Origin of the sequence: Collinsella sp. AF19-1LB (assembly GCF_003459655.1) — a bacterium.
Taxonomy (GTDB): Bacteria; Actinomycetota; Coriobacteriia; order Coriobacteriales; family Coriobacteriaceae; genus Collinsella.
Genome location: NZ_QRWO01000001.1, coordinates 40,332 through 57,709, shown reverse-complemented (window position 1 = coordinate 57,709; position 17,378 = coordinate 40,332). Strand labels below are relative to the sequence as shown.

Here is a 17,378-nt window from a genome sequence, read left to right as displayed (position 1 = left end):
AAGGGGCGGGGTGAGGACCTTCGTCTCCACGATGCTCGATTGCCCGGCTCCCGATATCGAGCAGAGCGTGCTGTCGGTGGGAAGAGTCGAAGGGGACAGGTTCGGAGAGCGATTCTTCGGTCCTTTAATCGATAGCTACAGCCCGCTATTGGTTGGCACTCTGGGTGCGAAGCGCCTTGGCGCTTTTCTGTCGAAGCACCGTTTCGACATCGTTCAGATTCACACGAACAATGCGCTCGGCTTCGTCTTCGCCTCTGAGGCCAAAAAGACCGGAGTTCCCTCGCGCATCGTGCACTGCCATAACAGCGCGCTTGGCAGCACCTCGCGTTTGAAGAATATGGTCAACGTGGCCATGATAGAGAGGTTTCTCCCGTCGGCGAGTGAGCGCTGGGCATGCAGCGAGGTCGCAGGTGAATATCTCTTTCAGGGCGCTGGCTATGCCTTGGTGCACAACGGGGTCGATTCCGATAAATTCCGATTCTCGTCCTCTGACCGGGCTGCCGTTAGACATCGGCTTGGGATCCCGGGCGATGCCACCGTCATAGGGTTTGTTGGGGCGGGTATTCCTGCAAAAAACACACTGCGCGCCCTCGATATCTTCAATCAGCTGCGCTCCAGTGAGGCCGATTCCCGCCTTCTGCTCTTCGGCCAAGCCGAGGAACTTCCCCTTGCGAAGGAGAGGGCGGCTGAATTGGGGCTGGGCGAATCGGCGGTTTTCATCGGTACTGTTGACGATATCTGGAGGTACTACAGCGCCATGGACGCGCTGCTCGCCCCCTCTTTCCACGAGGGGCTCCCGATTGCCTTCATTGAGGCCCAGGCAAATGGACTGCCCATCCTCAGCTCTGACGCGGTTACCCAGGAGGCCGATCTGACGGGCCTTCTCAAGCGAGCAGGGCTTTCGCTTTCCGACAAGGAGTGGGCCGATTTGCTGGAAGCCTGCGCCGGCAAAAGGGAAATTACCGCCAAGGTCGACTACGTTCCGTTTCTCGATAAAGCGGGTTACACCACGCGGTCGCTCTACAAGCAGCTCTCTGATCGCTATAGATATATGACTAAAGGGGCGTAATATGCCGACTGAATATTTATCCATGCAAGAGGTGAAAGATGCCGAACTACGTCTCCTTCGCATTTTCGACTCCTACTGCCGAGAGAACAATCTACGATACTCAATGGGCTCCGGAACTCTGCTCGGTGCGGTTAGGCACAAGGGGTTCATTCCCTGGGATGACGATATCGATGTCGTTATGCCTGTTGAGGATTATAGGAAATTTCTAAAAAGTTTCGGTTCACGTGCTGGAGCAGAGTTATCACATGTCAAGCTTGCCAGCCAGCTGAACTCTAAAGTTTCTGCTGCGATTCCTTTTGAAAAACTGGTTGATACCAGCATTGAAGTAAAGTCTGCATTCATTGCAGAGGGAATCCGCGAATATGTGTGGATCGATATCTTTCCGATTGTTTCTTTCGAAAGTGAAGCCGAAGCCAGCAAGGCCTGGGATGCAGCAGTTCGATATAAGTACCTGTTCCAAGCATCAAGATGGAGCTCGGGACAGCCAGGAGTTGCTGGCTGCTTCAAAACCGTCTTCGGCACGCTTGCCAGGCACACCCCTCTGCAACAGTGGGCTCTCGGTAAGCTAAGAACGATGACGGATAACGGTTGCTTTTCGACTATCGGCACTGCTGCCAATCTAGCTTGGGCGGTCAGTCAGTCGCTGGAGGTTTTCCCAGCAAGCCTGTTTAGCAACTTGGTTGAATACGAATTCGAAAATGAACAGTTCTTTGGCTTTGAGGATGCGGACCGCTATCTCTCGATAATGTACGGGGACTATATGTCACTTCCGCCTGCCGACAAACGTATTGCGCATGAGTTGAAGGCCTGGCGTGTCAGCGCTTCCAACAACTTCGACCCTACGAGCAGCGGAAGCACCGATGAATAGGATTGCTAAGGCTCTTAAATGGGGCGCCTCCGCCCTACGGGTGCTAAGGGTGCGCATTGTGGCCGGAAATCGGCTCAAGATCGCCTCAGGCAAACCATTGTACCTGGGCAAGGGCACACGGTTGATTTTGGGCGAGGGCGCCTCCCTCAGCATCGGTGCGGGCGTTTATTTGAGCCCTGAATGCATCGTACAGGTCAATAAAGGCGCAACTTTAGTACTGGAAGACGGCGTCTACATGAACGAGGGCTGCCGAGTGACGGTAGTCGAATCCGCCCGCATCGGTGCAGACACGCTCCTTGGTCCTAATGTCCAGATTTATGACCACGACCACGAATTCGATCGCAGGGGGGGTTAGCTCGAAGTTACTCCACGCGCCGGTTTCGATCGGTCATCGTTGTTGGCTTTGCGCTAATACGGTCGTTACGCGCGGCTGCACGATTGCGTGTTGCTCTCTTGTTTCAGCGAACTCTGTTGTCACGCGCGACCTTAACGAAGCGGGCGCTCTGTACGCCGGGGCGCCCGCTCGGTTGATTAAGAGATACGACTAGAAGGCCTATTTAAACGTGGATCAAAATCTGAAATTAACCCTAATCGTGCCCGTGTACAACGTTAGACGCTATCTTAAACGGTGTGTCCGCTCCATTCTGGAACAGTCGTACTCGGTGTTCGAGGTACTGCTCATCGACGACGGGTCGACCGACGGGTCGGGCGAGCTGTGTGATCGACTCTCCTTTGAGAACGATCGCGTGCGAACAGTGCATAAGGAGAACGCAGGGCTTGGTTTCGCGCGTAACACGGGACTCGATAATCTGCTTCCAGAGACCACACATGTTATGTTCGTTGATTCCGACGACTGGCTCGAGTCCGACATGGTCGAGACGTTCGCCCGCGCCATCGAGGACACAGGAGCGGATTGTGTTCTTGGTGGGTTCACCAAGCGCGACGGAGAGGGAAACCCTCAGTTCGAGTTTAAGCTCGAGGATGCCGTGTGGGAAGGTGAAAGACTGGCGAAGAGGCTCGTCCCCCGCGTGTGCGGCAGCGCGCCCGAGGCGTCCGACTCGATTCCAATGTCGGCATGTTCGTCTATATTCGCAAAGTCGAACATAGACGAACATGCTCTGCGCTTTCCCTCAGAGCGCGAGGTAATCAGCGAAGACTTCGTCTTTAAATACAGGTACCTCCGGACTTGCAACAAGGTGGTGACGACGAGTTGCGTGGGATATTCGTACCGCACGAATCTCTCCTCACTCACCACTTCTTATAGACCGGATCGCTTCGACGCTTGTCTGTTCTTCTACGACTACGCCCTTCGACTTGTGGCAGGCTCGCCTTCGGAGGCGGAATGCGTTTTGAGGTTAAAAAAGACCCTGTTTATCAATATGAAGATGTGCATTTCGCAGGAAGTGCCTCGCGTAAGCGGTAAGAGCCGCCGCGACGCCTGCCGTGCCATACGCACTATGGCGGTCGACGAACGTCTGCTGAAAGTGATTAATGACTACCCATGCGAGAGACTCGGCTTTAAGCAGAAGGCCTTCGTGCAGTTGCTAAGGCACCAGGCCGTAAACGTTCTCTACATGGCTGCGGTTCAGGGGGTCATCTAGATTGGAGACGCAAACATGGCTTTGAGAGACGTGGTGAGGAAGGTTTACAACAAGCTCCTCGTGAATAACGAGGGGTATTTGAAGTACCTACGTTCATGCGGCGTCACTATTGGTGAGGACGTCACGTTCCATTGCCCCGGCGACACGCGCGTCGACATCACCGACCCGCATCTTCTGACAATCGGCGACCACGTTAACCTCACGGGGCCCATTACTATCCTTACCCATGACTACGGCTGGTCAGTAGTCAAGGGCAAGACGGGCGAAATTCTGGGCAACGAGAAACCGGTCACCATCGGCAACAACGTCTTCGTCGGGTGGGGCGCCACCATCCTTTGCGGCACGACTATCGAGGACAACGTGATTATCGGCGCCCATGCTGTGGTGAGCGGTCATGTCGAGGGCAATTCTGTTTGGGGGGGGTGCCCGCTCGGCGAATCTGCTCATTGGAACACTATCGGGAGAAGAGAGCCGCAGCGCAGGTCGAGGAAGCCAAGGAATACGTGCGGAGATTCCGTTCAAGGTGGGGCCGCAATCCCAAGCCCGAGGAGATTCGTGAGTACTTCCCGCTATTCGCAGACCCCGAGCATCTCTGCGGTGTGCATGAGTCGCAGGCGAGCTTGATGGGGACGTGGGATGAGAGCCTAAAGTGGATGAAGAGCGCTAAACAATACAAGGATTACAACGACTTCATCGATGACTGTAAATAAAGCACGATCATCCCGCGCTTTCAGAAAGGATGAAATGTCAATAGATAAATCGGTGCGGAAAATGAGTGTCCGTCTGACCGTCGATGAATTCGCATTCATCGTCAGCATGGGCATCGCGCTTAACACTCAGGTAGCGGGTTACGACATCCCGAATGTTGTCGTATACGGGATATCCGTTTTTTGGATCGTCGTTGCTTTATCAAGGACCGTTTCTACTAGCGGCCCTCTCAACCGAGGGCTTAAGCCACTTGGAATAAGGTTCGCACTGCCAAAAATGCTGATTCTGCTGTATTCCTACTTTCTATTTGTTACGGGCCTATCATCCTCGGGGCACCCAGGGGGTTTCAATCAGTTCATTGCTGTTGCACTCCCAATCGCGTCTGTTTATCTTTATGGCAAAAAGACCATCGATCTTGTCTTTTATTCATGCCTCGTCTCGTTTCTTTTTGTTGTTCCGTATACGTGCATGATTGCGGGTATTGGTTGTCTAGTCGCACCCATTGAAGCTATGTTTAATTCTTTGGCGTTCAACCCATTCGAAACGCATCAGTTTACCTTCACTGCTGCCTTCTTGTCGGTTTATTACCTCTTGATCGATTGCGAACGGGGGAGGGGAATCAAAACAATTGCGTCTCTTACAATGTGCTTCATGGGTTTTAAGCGAATTGTCCTTCTTGCGATCGTCGTGGTTGTTGTGGCCCACGTTATTCATAGTCATTTAGGGAAGAAAGCCGGGGCGCAGATTTACTCGGCTGGTTTGTTTTTGCTGGCAGTCTGCTGTTTCGTCTTTGTCGTGCTGTTGTATAACGGCTTCATCTCTAGCTGGATGTCGGGTCACTCTCTAAATGTAATGGGTAGAAATTACTATTGGCAGGTCACCGTTGACAATAGTGTGTTTAGCCCTCTCTATATCGGTGCGGGTGTCAACTCGCTTACGCATTTGTTTACGACAACTTATTCTTACCTGCATGTCGGTGGAGTCCATTGCGACATCCTTAAGTATTACTATGAAATTGGTTTTTTCGGATTTCTTTGCTGGCTCGGATATTTTCTTGTCTATCTCCCGGCTTGGATTCACAAGGTGTGCGGCGAGGAAACCTTCAACGCGTATGTTCTGATCACCTTATTCATGTTCGTCCTATTTTTTACGGACAACGTCGATATTTATTACGGGTCGCAGCTCTTGTTCGCCGCAATCCCCATGGTTGTATGGTTGAAATCACGCTCCTCTTTAGAAGAGGGGGGCGAAAATGGGACGGTATAAATATCTGTTAAAAAACGTTGGGCTTCTCACAATCAGTAATTTTGCTACCAAATTGCTGAGTTTTTTCCTGGTTCCGTTATATACAAGCGTCCTAACGACTGGAGAGTACGGTACCTATGACGTCTTCTATACAACTGTCGGGGTTCTACTGCCAATTGTTACTTTAAATATTCAAGAGGGCGTGCTTAGATTCTCTTTGGATAGGGACTATGACAAAGATGGCGTTGCGACGGTTGGATTCAGGTGCACCCTCTTAGGAACCGCTCTCGTAATGGTGGGGCTGTTAATCGTTAACCGGACTGCCCTATTTGAGCTCACTCCTTTGTATTCTTTTTACTTTCTATTGATGTTCGCGTCGCAGGCCTTTTCAGGACTATTGCTCTTTTATGCGCGTGGAGTTGATAAAATTGCCGATTTATCCATCTCTGGTGTCCTCGGATCGTTCATTACGATTCTGCTTAACGTCGTCTTGCTCGTTCCCCTTAACATGGGGCTTGATGGCTATTTTCTTGCAAATATCCTTGGCCCACTTAGTCAATTTATTTTCCTTGTTATCAAGACGGGAATCCTAAAACATATACGGCTCTTTTCTGCATATAAAGTAGAGACTAAAGAGCTTATTGTCTATTCGCTCCCACTTGCTGCCAACAGCATTGCCTGGTGGGTGACAAGTGTCTCTGACCGCTACGTTGTCATATTCTTCTGTGGCTTGGCGGCAAATGGTATCTACTCAGTCGCCTCCAAGATTCCTTCGATTCTGAGCATCTTACAAAATATCTTCAGTCAAGCCTGGACCCTCTCGGTCGTAAAAGACTACGACCCTGATGACAGCAATGGGTTCTTTGCCCAGACGTATTCAATATACAACTGTATGCTCACCATTGTCTGTTCTGCGATCATCGTTTTAGATAAGGTGTTTGCCCGCTTTCTTTATGCGAACGATTTTTTCGTTGCTTGGCAGTACGTCCCCTGGCTGACGATTGCGATTATCTTCGGCGCTCTCTCAAACTATCTCGGCGGTTTTTTCACCGCTGTGAAAGACACCAAGAGCTTTGCAACATCTTCTGCTGCCGGAGCTATCACCAATCTTGTGCTGAACCTCATTTTCGTTCCTTTCTTTGGTCCTATGGCAGCCGCTATTTCCACAACTATTTGCTATGTGGAAGTTTGGATTCTCAGACTCGTTCGTGCCAAGTGCTACGTGAGGATCCGCATCAATCTCGTGCGCGATGTCGCTACTTACGCTCTTTTGATAGCTCAGTCCCTCACCCTTCTTTTAATTACTGATGAGATAGGTATGTATGCGCTCTTGTTCGCACTTTTTATCGCCGTCCTAGTTCTCTACGCGAAGGACCTTGCCGATGTGATGAAGAAGTTGTTTTCGATAAAAGGAGTTAGGTGATGGTAATGCCTTTAACTGAAGTCATAAAAAATACGGCTAAGCCAATTTGGTTTAGTATTAAAGATATTCCCGAGGCACCGAAACGGCTCGACGGAGTTCGACTTTCTCGCAAGGCTGAGATCGATTATCGAAAAGTAGTTCTTATATGCAACATGGGCCGTGGCTACTTATGCAATCCGAAATATATTTCCGAGGCGTTGAATAGACTTTATCCTGGTAAATTCGACCTCGTTCTTCTATTGAACGAACCTCAAGACGATATTCCTTCTTACGTTCGCCAAGTTGCCTACGGGAGCCATCAAGCTCGTTACGAGTTGTCGACTGCAAGATTCTGGATAGACAATTGCCGTCGATCGAAGTACGTTCCAAAAAGGAAAGATCAAATCTACATTCAGACCTGGCATGCTTATCTTTCGCCTAAACGCGTTGAGGGGGACGTTGCCGAGCACCTTCCCTATGAATATGTTCGCGATGCCAAGCGAGATGGAAATGATACGGACCTGATGTTCGCAGACAATCGCCTCTATGAGGATGTCTATCGGAGGGCGTTTTGGTACAGCGGGCCTATTGTTAGGTGCGGTAATCCCAGGAACAGGCCTTTGGTTCTAGGTGATGACATAGCTCGAAGAAAAGTCCGTAATATTCTGGGAATTCCTGAGGATGAATTACTTTGCGTCTATGCTCCCACTTTCAGGCGTAACGAAGAGATGGATGCCTACCGCTTTAACTATGATGCTTTAATTCATGCGCTAAGCGAAAGGTTCGGACGTAAGTTTACATTTGCTTATCGCTTGCATCCGAATATTGCAAAATTGCACAGGCCCGATTTCTTGCAAAAGTATACAGATGCCAGCTTCTACAAAGACGCCCAGGAGCTTCTTTCAGCTACGGATGTGCTTCTGACCGATTACTCATCTATCATGGAGGATTTTATGCTTACGGGCAGGCCTGGATTCATTTATGCCCCTGATGTTGCTTCTTATAGCGATGACAGAGGCTTCTATTACTCCCTGCAGGATCGCCCTTTCCCCGTTGCTCAAAATGAGGAGGAGCTGCTTTCGGAAATCCTGAGATATAGCGAAGACGAGCACAAGCGTGATGTTGAGCGATTTTCAAAGATGATCGGTCTAGAGGACGACGGGCGCGGCGACGAGGCGATTGCCAAAATCATCAATTCCTTGGCTATCCCGGGTGTGACCGTTGAAGAGGTGATTGGTCGTGGTTAAGATCAACAAGTCCATTATCCTTGCTGCCGGCAAGTCGTCCCAGTTTTTCCCGCCGCTGTACGACAAGCCCAAGGGGCTTTTCGAATATAAGGGCGAGGTACTCATCGAGCGGCAAATCCGCCAGCTTCGTGAAGCTGGCGTCGAGGACATCACAGTGGTTGTGGGCTACGAGAAGGAGCAATTCTTCTATCTCGAGGACAGGTTCGGCGTCGACCTGGTGGTGAGCACCCGCTGGGCAGACGAGTCGAACCTCTCGAGCCTGGACATCGTTCGCGACCGCCTGGGCGGCTCCTTCCTGTGCTGCGCCGACCACTGGTACGCTGAGAACCCGTTCGTCGGCTTCGGCGGCGGGGACCGCTCCGTGCGCATGGCGCGCGAGCAGGAAGACGCCACGCGCGAGCTCGTCGCGGACGTCTGCGACGACGGGCGGCTGGCGAACCTCCGCTGCGGAGCCCCCTCGGGCACTTGCATGGTGGGCGCGGCATATATCGCGCCCGAGTGGGCGGAGCGGTTCTTCGGGCTCTACGACCGCGAGCGCGGGTACATCGGCGTCAAGGGCCTCCTGTGGGAGCAGTTCTGGGGCCGGCATGCCGACGAGCTGCCGCTCTTCGCCGTCGACGCCCCCGAGGGCATGCTCGAGTTCGACAGCATGGAGGAGCTCGGCGAGGACGGCGTGCTCGCGAACGTGAGCCCCGCCGCAATCGCCAACATCTGCCGCCTGCTCTCGTGCGCGCCCGAGGAAATAACCCACATCAAGCCGCTGAACGCGGGCCTGACGAACGTCTCGTTCTCGTTCCACCTCAGGCACCAGAAGTACGTCAACAGGCACCCGGGCGTGAGCTCTTCCGCCCTGGTCGACCGCGACGCCGAGGTGGTGGCCGAGCGCACGGCTATGGAGCTGGGCATCGACCCCTCCGTCATCGACATCAGCCCCGAGGGCTGGAAGCTCTCGCGCTTCGTGCCCTCGTCGCGGTCCTTCGACTACGAGGACCCCGCGGACCTCGCGGCGGGCGTGGGGCAAATCCGCGCGTTCCACGAGAGCGGCGCCTCCTGCGCGCTCGCGGTCGACCTCCTCTCCGAGGGCGACCGCCTGCTCGAGCTCGCCTCCCCGAGGAAGGGCGAGGCCGTGGGGCGCCTCGCCGGCCTGAGGCGCCGCCTGGGCCGGGTTTGGCACCACGTGGAGCTCGACGAGTGGCCGAAGGTGCTCTGCCACAACGACACGTACGCGGTCAACTGGATCGTCGGCGACGGGGGCCTGTGCATGATCGACTGGGAGTACGCTGGCATGAACGACCCGATGAACGACCTGGCGACCATGGTGGTGCGCGACGGGCTCTCGCGCGAGAAGGGCGACGAGATCCTGGCGCTGTACTTCGGTCGCGAGCCGAGCCCCGGGGAGAGGCGCCACGCCTACGGCGTGTTCGCGCTGTGCTCCTGGTACTGGGTGTGCTGGTGCCTGTTCAAGGACACGCTGGGCGAGGACGGCTTCTTCATGCTGCGGAGCTGGCGCGCCCTCAACCTCTACCTCCCGCTTGCACTCGAGATGTATGGAGATAATTAGAGATGAACGTAGCGATAATACTAGCAGGCGGCCGCGGCACCCGGGTGGGCGCCGACGTGCCCAAGCAGTTCATAGAGGTCCTGGGGCGCCCCGTGCTGTCCTACACCATCGAGAGGTTCCAGAACCACCCCGAGGTCGACGCGATAGAGGTGGTCTGCCGCAAGGGCTACGAGGACGAGCTGCGCGCCATCTGCGACGCCGGCGGCTTCGACAAGGTCCGTTGGGTGGCCGAGGGCGGCAGGGAGTTCCAGGACTCCGTCATCAGCGGCCTCAGGAACCTCGAGGGCGAGATCTCCGACGACGACCAGGTGCTCGTCCACTACGGCGCCAGCCCGTTCGTCTCCGACGAGGTCATCTCCGACGCGATACGCGTCTGCGGGCTGCACGGCAACGCCAGCCCCGCGCACAGCCAGGTGTACCTGACCGCGACCCCGGGCGACGGCGAGGGAACGAGCGGGTTCGTGGACCGCGACGAGGTTATGTGCCTGAACTCCCCGCAGGCGCTGCGCTACGGATACGCCAAGTGGGTCTACGAGGAGGGCGCCCGCCGCGGGCTTCTGGAGAAGGTGGAACCGCACACCACGAGCCTGATGTTCGCGATGGGGGAGCGCGTATGGTTCTCCAAGGGCTCGACCGCGAACATCAAGATCACGACGGCCGAGGATCTGAGGCTGTTCAAAGGATGGATTCTGGCTGCGGATGATCTGGAGTGATTCCCTTCCTTGCCCGTCTTGGCCAGTATGTGCAGATTTTATTGAGCGTACGATTTCAATGGGTTTTCTTGAAGCTTTAAAATTCATGACCTTAAAACAAAGGAGTAAGTGTGTACTACGTTAACGAGAGGCTCGTGAACCTTCATCGCATCTTTGACCAGAACAAGCGCGAGGGTTACCTCAGACTTGATCTGAACGAGAACCCCGAGGGACTATCTCAAGAGTTCATCGACGGGGTTCTTTCGGGGGTGACGCCTGAAATGGTAGCCCAGTACCCGGAGACACTTGAGTTTACTGAATTCCTTGCTGGAAGACTTGGTACGGACATCGAGCATCTGTCGCTTGTTAACGGGTCTTCCGAGGGTATTCGCAACATCATTGAGGCCTTCACTGCACCTAGCGGCGAGATCGTTTGTGTATCGCCCTCTTATGCGATGTTCGAAGTGTACTCGAAGATGTATGGGCGCAATTTTGTGCCGGTTCCTTACAGGGATGACCTAACCATCACGGTTGATGATGTGATTTCCAAAATCAGCGATGACACGCAGCTGCTAATTCTTGTTAATCCGAATAACCCCATGGGCAATGCTTGGAGCGAGACCGAGATGACGCGCTTTTTCGAGGAAGCGGAACGCCGTCAGATTACTGTCCTCGTTGACGAGGCATACCATTATTTCTGCCCCGAGACTTCCATTAATTACGCCCTTACCCATGAACATGTATTTGTAACTCGTACTTTCTCGAAGCTATTCTCGCTTGCTGGAGCTCGTTTAGGCTATGTAGCAGGATGGCCTGAGGGAGTTTCCCTCGTACAGAAGCTGAATACTCCCCACAATGTAAATATGTTTGCCATGCTCTTCGCAAAGAAAATCATGGAAACCGAAGGCATGCTCGATTCCATGATCGAGAATCAGCTTGCCGGCAAGCAGTGGCTCGTTGAGCAACTTGACAGTAATGGCTATGAATATCGAAGCAGCGAAGGCAATTTTATGTTCATTAAGCCGTTTAGCGATGCTTCTGAAATCGTTCGCCGTATGAAGGCCGAGAAGGGCATCCTCATTAAGGAATATGACGGTATTGGCGCTTTTGGCAGCTGCCTGAGGGTTACCACTGGTCCTAAGCGTTCGATGGAGCGATTCATGGAAGCGCTGATTGAGTTGGACAAGGCCTAGCCATGACTAAGGTCATTACCTACGGAACCTACGACCATCTTCATCACGGGCATGTCCGCCTGTTGGAGCGTGCTAAGGCCTTAGGTGACTATCTAATCGTTGGCGTTACGTCGGATGACTTTGACAAACAACGCGGCAAGATTAACGTTCAACAATCGCTTGAAGAGCGTATTGCAGCAGTGCGTTCAACCGGGCTTGCGGACAAGATTGTCGTCGAAGAGTACGAAGGCCAGAAAATCGACGACATCAAGCGCTATGGAGTCGATATCTTTACTGTGGGATCAGATTGGGAGGGCCAATTCGATTATCTGAATGAGTACTGCAAAGTTGTGTACCTCGAGCGCACCAGTGGTGTCTCTTCTACGGAAATCCGAAGTTCAGTTAAACTACGCTGCGGTTTAGTTGGATATACCGACTATATGAATCGCGTTTTTACTGAATGCGGTTTGGTAAATGGTCTCGAGGTTGTCGGCATTTGTGTTGAAGATCGCAGCTTGCTAGATGAGGGTCCACTCGGAGCCAAGCTTGTAACGGATGATTACGGTAAGTTATTAAATGCGGTTGACATTGTGTATATTCACTCGCATCCTGATCGGCATTATGAACAGGTGAAACGAGCCTTAAATGCCGGCAAGCATGTGATGTGCGAAGCGCCTATCGCAAAGAGCGCTAAGGAATGCAGCGAGCTTTTCGCATTAGCCGACGACCGAGGCCTTGTGTTGATGGACTCGCTGCGCACGGCATACTCAACCGCCTACGCACGCATGCTGTTGTTGGTCACCGGTGGACGTATTGGTGAGGTCGTTTCGGTCGATGCCACTATAACCAATCTTAAGACCAATCGCGCTCCTTTTGATACGCGTCGCGACACTGCTTGGAGCAGCATGACGGCATGGGGGCCGACGGCCTTATTGCCAATCTTCCAGATACTAGGTACTAAACCTAACTCGGTGCGCATTTCGTCCTTGTGCGAGAAACACGACAAGACTTTCGATGAGTTCTCGAGGCTTGACGTTGAGTTTCCAAACGCCGTGGCAACAGCAAAGGTCGGCTCAGGCGCTAAGTCTGAGGGCAGTCTAGTTGTATCGGGCACAAAGGGCTACATATATGTTCCTGCGCCCTGGTGGAAGACTGATTATTTCGAAATCCGTTACGAGAACCCAGCCGATAACAGACGTTATTTCTATCAGCTAGACGGGGAAGGTATTCGCTTTGAATGGGTTTCTTTCCTAAGAATGATCGCCGATGTCGAAAAGGGCATCACAGGTGAAGAGGCACTTCGCCGCGAAGGCGGCATTGATCGCGATATCACCAAAGCCACCTGTGAAGTTATAGGCGCATTCGAACGCGGCGAGAGCGTAAAGTATCTAGAAGTTGCATGATAGCTTTCGCCTTTAGTTTTTTACTAATAAACAATACAGAGCACAATGATATTCGTTGGCATTTTCGATAATGTCATGCGATGGTAGAGAGTGTCGATGACCTGAACCTAATTCAAGATGCTTCAGCTGTCATTCAGTAGGGGTGTCTCGGCAAAAGCTGAGGCACCCCTACCTCTATTGAAAGATCTCTTCCTATCATTCTATGCTCTATGATATTTCCGATTTATCATCGCCTAGTCATCAACTGGGAAAGCGGTCATTCCCCCTTCTAGAAGGTATCCCATAGTTCGCCGCAAGCGCTGCATAACTCTTGTCATAGTGAAAGGACTGATTCGACAGCGATAGTTCACGAGTATCTGCACTGTTTTTAACGTAACTAACAATCTGAATTTCCTTATATCAAGAGCAAAATCTATTGGCAGGTCCATCAGTTTTTCAGCAGAGACGGTAGTGTCGCGAAAGTTGGTGTAGCGCCCGATCAGAAGCGAGTCGGCTCGGCGTCCTGGAACCTGGAACACGGTTGATATCCTATGCCGCCTCGATCCTGTCCGCAAGCTCGAGGCCCGATTCGATCATCTTCCTGGCCTCCGCCTCCAGCCGCGCCCAGTCGACCGTCCCGTCGATCCCGCGCGTGCGGCCCTCGTCGTAGAGCCCGCCCATCTTTGCCTCCGAGAAGTACCTCGACTCCTGCCACATCTCGTCCTGCTCGCACATGACCGCGCCGGCCAGACGCGCCAGCGATGCCGTCGAGGGGAACGCCTGCACCACCCTCGATCTGCGCTTTATCTCGCGGTTCGTCCGTTCCTGGACGTTGTTGGCGCGCAGGCGCTTCCAGTGCGACGGCGGAAAGTCGAGCTATGCCAGGGCGTCCGGCTCGGCCTCCTCGAGGATCGCCGCCACCCTCGGGCAGCACCCTTCCAGCATGTCGCACACCGCGTGGTACATGGCGGTCACGGTGGCGGCGCCGCGCCCGCGGAACACCTGCGAGACGATCCTGCCCACGCGGCGCCTCGGCCGCCGGGAGCCCGCCTCACGCATGCAGCCGCGCATGAGGTGGACGGCGCAGCGCTGCCATGCGGCGCCCTGGAAGACCTCGCCGAGCGCGCGGACGAGACCCGGGTGGGCGTCCGAGACGACGAGCTCCACGCCGCCAACGCCGCGGTCGCGGAGCTTCCTGAGGAAGGCGGGCCACGAGACGTATGACTCGGTGTCCACCACGTCGACGCCCAGGACGCGCCTCCAGCCGTCCGCATCGCAGCCGATGGCGGTGACCACGGCGGTGGAGGCGACGCGCCCCTCGCGGCGGCACTTGACGTAGGTCGCATCGAGCCAGACGTAGGGCACCGGCGAGCCGTCGAGGGGCCTTGCGCGGAGCTCCTCGATGTCTGCGTCCAGGCTCGAGGCGATGGCGCTCACCTGGTCCTTCGAGAGTCTGGAGACGCCCATCTTCTCGGCCACCCTCTGCACCTTGCGGGTGCTCGTGCCGGTGGCGTACATCTCGGCGACGGCGGCGACGAGGGCGCAGTCCACGCGCTGGTAGCGCTCGAGCGCGTCGTCCGGGAAGAAGCTGCCGGTGCGGAGCTTCGGGATGCGCAGCGTCAGCGTGCCGACGCAGGTGGCGAGGACCCTCTCCCGGTAGCCGTTTCGGCTGTTCGCCCCGCCACCGCACAGCTGGTCGGCCTCGGCGTCCATCACGGCGTTCACGACCTGCTTGGCGAGCCTGCGAAGCAGCTCCTGCATGTCGATGGCGCCGTCGTCGAAACGGGGCATGACGAGCATGTCCGGCGTCGGGTCTGATAAGATTTCCATAGCGGTCATCGTCCTTTCCTAGAACCTGTTGTTGTGGTGATTTCAGATTCTAGGACGAAGGCCGTTCTTCGTTAAACGGGCGCTGGGGTGCCGCCCTTACACCAACATTTCCGACGCGATCAGAATAAGGATGACAGCATGATTTCGAGAATGTTCGCGGGAGATACGAGGAGATTTAGTAATTCTCTTCTATAGCCTTTGCATCAGATTTAACATCGGATGATTAATTCTGATTCGCGCGATCAGCGAGGTTGAATAGGGGTCTTTGTGGTTAAGAACTTCTTTGTCACTTGCGGAGTATGTGGATGCGTGCATCGTGTGCGCGTCCAGGCTGGATTTGTTAATGACTATCCGGTTAGATACTTGTGTCCGCAGTGCCGGAACCGCATCGACGGAGCGGTTCACCTTGACCCGAGCTGCGCTTTGATTGATTTTAATCTCGACCCTGGCACGGTAGCCTCCATGGGTGGAGATTTAGATTGCGCCAGAGTTATGGTGGAGTTATCTGGTGAGCTTCCGTCATATAAATTATCTGTAGAAAATTGTGCCTGCATGACAAGCCCCTTTATCAGAGCCTCTGGGCTGATTCCGTTTGATGAACTCAGCGAGTACGTGAGCGATATGGTTTATTGTCTTCATTATTACCGCGAAGACTGGCCTACCCTGAGGACCGCTCTTCAACTGTATTGCGATGGGCATGACGATTATGCGGATAAGGTTCTTTCGGAATTCGAGCGCAAACTGTTAGGCGAGGACAATCGACACTTTTCCTTGCTGAGCCGAATCGCGAGAATGTCTTGGCTCGGTCTCCCCATGATTGCAGGGAGCGACGCGCATGAGCGCGCTGTTGAATGCGAAAAACTCGTTTCTGGTCTAGAGGCAGAGGCGCTTTCCGGCCTAGCAGGTTACTACCTTAAAACCAATATGACTGCCAAGTCGCTGCTTGCTGAAATCAACGAAGTTCTTGATTCCGTAGCCGAATCTTATCCGGTTCTCCTCAACGGTTTTACTTTTCTTATGGCGGGAGACGCCTATGACTTGGAAAAGTACGGTACGTTCTGCTGCACTCCTAGTGATATTGAGAAGCTTTATTGTCGGGAATATGAGCTTATTGGCAGCCTGCTTGTTCTGCTTATCGGGCTCGACAACATCGAATGTAACGGGGCGTTCGATGTCATGCCCAAAGGCGTAGACCTAGGTGCAAAGTCGTTCGACAAACTTTCTGTAGCCCCTAAGGCAAAGCGATTCAACGCTGTCGGTACGGGCTCATTTACTGGCCTTATCAAGCAGTGTTGGAATCCCGTTCTGCGCAATGCATTTAGTCATAATCGGACGGATTTCGACTGCGCGACTCAATTCATTCGCACTTTGCGTGAGGATGGGACCAACGATTCTCGAGGCAACACCTATTTGCTTGAAATGGTTCGCGATTGCATTTTGATGGCTCGGGAAATTATGGTATTTCGTAGTGTCTTATTCCATTTCATTGGAAGTGGGCTGTGGTAACGATTGGGCTTAACGCTGATGTGCATGCACGGCGTAAATCGTGGTGCACATGTGCGTCAATCATCGAGCTGTGGGTGTGAAAGCGATATGCCAGCGACGGTCATCTCTGGCCATCTCCGCGTTTGCACTCGCAAGGCAAGGATTAAGGTGCGCCGCCTTAATTGGCATTGGAGCGTCGACGATCGCGTCTATAAATTTTGATGAACAGTGATATGGACTCATTGTTATAGCTAGGAGCCAAACATGGAAGCACCCGCCGTTCTCTATCATTATGCAAGCCTAGATACGCTGGCCTTGATTCTGCATAATCGAACTATCAGGTTCAGCCGGTTAGATAAGGTTGACGACCCACAAGAACAGCGTTCAGCAGACTCTCAAAATCTTGGAAAAATGAAACTCGTCAGTTGTTGGACCTCTTCTGATGAGGAGAGCATCCCCATGTGGCGCGAGTATGCTGGAGCTGAATGTGGAGTAAGAATCCAGATGAAGAGCTATCCGTTTAAGCAGTATTCTGTTTCAAATGAGAGCCTCCATATGTTATCAAGTGAAGCGGTTTTGAACGCCCCTGGTGGTTCATTTGATGGCCTTCATCTGCCCCTCGAGGACTTTTGGGATAAGAATTACCACTTTTTTGAAACGGCTCGTGATCGTGAGATTCTTCATGAGGTTGAATACACAAATGATGAGTCTCTTTTGTTTCCAAAGGTAATTAACGTATTTGAAAACGGCGGACTCGTAGCTGATTTAAATGCACTTGGAGTTCACAAAACAACTGCATGGTCGTATCAGAAAGAATGGCGCTATATCTTGACGGCTGTTCCCATAGGTATCGATTCCGTAATAAACGTTCGGTTAGATCAGATTCTCAGAGCAACTGATGTCGTGCTCGATAAATGCGACCCCGGAATCCCGCCCTTTTACGATCTTGCTATCTCCGATGAAGCTTTTTCATCAATGAAGATCGTTTCTTCTCCAAAAATGACACCTGGCAACCGCGTGATTCTGAACGCGTTGATAGAGAAATACGCACCCGGTATTGAGGTTGCAGAGAGCTCGATTGAACTTTCTTGAGTCGACAACCACGCGTAACCCAAA

The 17,378-nt window shown here is 53.2% G+C and carries 14 protein-coding genes and 1 pseudogene; 14 read left to right on the top strand and 1 reads right to left on the bottom strand.

What is annotated here, in order from left to right; genetic code table 11:
- Window positions 1-10 precede the first annotated feature (10 nt).
- From DWX39_RS00305 to DWX39_RS00250, 12 genes are all read left to right on the top strand, one after another.
- On the top strand, window positions 11-1,069 hold the full coding sequence (locus DWX39_RS00305; protein WP_158561591.1) for a glycosyltransferase: 1,059 nt from the start codon (window positions 11-13) through the stop codon (window positions 1,067-1,069).
- A 1-nt stretch (window position 1,070) separates the two neighbouring features.
- On the top strand, window positions 1,071-1,937 hold the full coding sequence (locus DWX39_RS00300) for a phosphorylcholine transferase LicD (RefSeq protein WP_117758094.1): 867 nt from the start codon (window positions 1,071-1,073) through the stop codon (window positions 1,935-1,937).
- 58 nt (window positions 1,938-1,995) lie between these two features.
- A complete protein-coding gene (locus DWX39_RS00295) occupies window positions 1,996-2,292 on the top strand; it encodes a hypothetical protein (protein ID WP_147336359.1) in 297 nt (98 codons plus the stop codon).
- 208 nt (window positions 2,293-2,500) lie between these two features.
- Window positions 2,501-3,538, top strand: a complete 1,038-nt coding sequence (locus tag DWX39_RS00290; protein ID WP_117758092.1) for a glycosyltransferase family 2 protein — start codon at window positions 2,501-2,503, stop codon at window positions 3,536-3,538.
- A gap of 15 nt (window positions 3,539-3,553) precedes the next feature.
- Entirely contained in the window at window positions 3,554-4,162 is a 609-nt protein-coding gene (locus DWX39_RS00285; RefSeq protein WP_117758091.1) for a DapH/DapD/GlmU-related protein, read from the top strand.
- Window positions 4,163-4,234: 72 nt separating this feature from the next.
- Window positions 4,235-5,512 carry an O-antigen ligase family protein gene (locus DWX39_RS00280; RefSeq protein WP_147336358.1) on the top strand — a complete coding sequence of 426 codons (1,278 nt, stop codon included), beginning with the start codon at window positions 4,235-4,237 and terminating at the stop codon, window positions 5,510-5,512.
- Entirely contained in the window at window positions 5,499-6,914 is a 1,416-nt protein-coding gene (locus DWX39_RS00275; RefSeq protein ID WP_117758089.1) for a lipopolysaccharide biosynthesis protein, read from the top strand. The genes DWX39_RS00280 and DWX39_RS00275 overlap by 14 nt, the downstream gene beginning before the upstream one ends.
- 5 nt (window positions 6,915-6,919) lie before the next feature.
- Complete coding sequence (locus tag DWX39_RS00270) at window positions 6,920-8,140, top strand: CDP-glycerol glycerophosphotransferase family protein (RefSeq protein WP_158561590.1); 1,221 nt, start codon at window positions 6,920-6,922, stop codon at window positions 8,138-8,140.
- On the top strand, window positions 8,133-9,701 hold the full coding sequence (locus DWX39_RS00265; protein WP_158561589.1) for a phosphotransferase: 1,569 nt from the start codon (window positions 8,133-8,135) through the stop codon (window positions 9,699-9,701). Before DWX39_RS00270 ends, DWX39_RS00265 begins: the two co-directional genes overlap by 8 nt.
- Window positions 9,702-9,703: 2 nt before the next feature.
- Window positions 9,704-10,414, top strand: coding sequence for an IspD/TarI family cytidylyltransferase (locus DWX39_RS00260; protein ID WP_117758086.1), 711 nt, complete (start codon window positions 9,704-9,706; stop codon window positions 10,412-10,414).
- 110 nt (window positions 10,415-10,524) lie between these two features.
- Complete coding sequence (locus DWX39_RS00255) at window positions 10,525-11,586, top strand: histidinol-phosphate transaminase (RefSeq protein ID WP_117758085.1); 1,062 nt, start codon at window positions 10,525-10,527, stop codon at window positions 11,584-11,586.
- A gap of 2 nt (window positions 11,587-11,588) precedes the next feature.
- Complete coding sequence (locus tag DWX39_RS00250; protein ID WP_117758084.1) at window positions 11,589-12,968, top strand: Gfo/Idh/MocA family oxidoreductase; 1,380 nt, start codon at window positions 11,589-11,591, stop codon at window positions 12,966-12,968.
- 528 nt (window positions 12,969-13,496) lie between these two features.
- Here DWX39_RS00250 and DWX39_RS00245 read toward each other — a convergent pair.
- Window positions 13,497-14,708, bottom strand: a pseudogene (locus DWX39_RS00245) (IS256 family transposase).
- 336 nt (window positions 14,709-15,044) lie between these two features.
- On the opposite strand from DWX39_RS00245, the gene DWX39_RS00240 reads away from it, so the two are divergent.
- Entirely contained in the window at window positions 15,045-16,283 is a 1,239-nt protein-coding gene (locus tag DWX39_RS00240) for a hypothetical protein (protein WP_147336356.1), read from the top strand.
- A 243-nt stretch (window positions 16,284-16,526) separates the two neighbouring features.
- Window positions 16,527-17,354, top strand: a complete 828-nt coding sequence (locus tag DWX39_RS00235) for a DUF2971 domain-containing protein (RefSeq protein WP_117758082.1) — start codon at window positions 16,527-16,529, stop codon at window positions 17,352-17,354.
- Window positions 17,355-17,378: the final 24 nt, after the last annotated feature.